Raw genomic sequence first — 849 nt, 5'->3', positions numbered from 1 at the left:
TCCCTCCCTCAGGGCGCAAGAAGACTATTCCTCGCCCGTTTCGGCAGCGCAACCCGCTTCCACTAAAAAGCGCCACCCGGTCTTCTCCTCGGTTACGTCGAGCAGTCGATGTCCCGCCGCTGCGCAAAAATCCGCAAAATCCCGGTGGGTATTGGGATCGTCGGAAAGCAGAGCGATTTGTTGGCCTGCAACAATCGTTTGCATTGCTTTGCGAAAGCGCAGGATTGGTAAAGGGCAGCGCAGCCCAGTACAATCAAGAGTAATGCGTTGATCTAAAAATCGGCTCACGATTTCAGGCGATTCCTTGAACGTTGCTCTTAGGACTGCCATTGTAATCTTACGAAATTATTAATCTTCCGAAAATACCGTTGGTGATTGGGCTGTATGACGGTAGCTTGAGACGGTATCTCTAGCATGCAGCCGCTCCTACCTCCAATCTGGATTTGCTAACCCCCCGTGCCAAAAAGCATTTCCCTTCCGACCCAACCTTATGAGCGCCGTATTCGGCGTCAGATGACGGTCCTGGCAGATATTGGAGCGCGCCCGGTTCGGTCGCAGCCCGACCTTGATTCATGCCTGAACGACGTTCTCTTGACCGCAAGCGAGATGCTGCAAATCTCGCGGTGCAGCCTGTGGCAATTTGTCCCCGATGGGTCGGGGATCGAATGTAAAGCCTATGTCGATGATCCGGGGGTGCCGAATATTGTCGGCACCACGCTCAATGCCGCCGACTTCCCCGAATATTTCAACGAGGTGCGCACGCACCGGCTGTTTATCAGCGATAATACGCTGACCGACGCGCGCTTAGGCTCGCTGCTGCCGTATCTGGAGAAAGCCTGGATCGGCGCA

The 849-nt window shown here is 54.7% G+C and carries 2 protein-coding genes; one reads left to right on the top strand and one right to left on the bottom strand.

All coding sequences use genetic code 11. The features are described 5' to 3' along the window. Positions 1-24: 24 nt before the first annotated feature. Complete coding sequence (locus tag VZ95_RS23665; protein WP_084627685.1) at positions 25-288, bottom strand: sulfurtransferase TusA family protein; 264 nt, start codon at positions 286-288, stop codon at positions 25-27. A gap of 225 nt (positions 289-513) precedes the next feature. Here VZ95_RS23665 and VZ95_RS20835 point away from each other — a divergent pair. Further along, a partial coding sequence (locus VZ95_RS20835) for a hypothetical protein (RefSeq protein WP_045777573.1) occupies positions 514-849 on the top strand: 336 nt, incomplete at its 3' end.

The sequence above is a fragment of the Elstera litoralis genome, assembly GCF_000963705.1.
GTDB classification, from domain to species: Bacteria; Pseudomonadota; Alphaproteobacteria; order Elsterales; family Elsteraceae; genus Elstera; species Elstera litoralis.
This window is presented reverse-complemented; position numbering and strand designations above follow the sequence as displayed.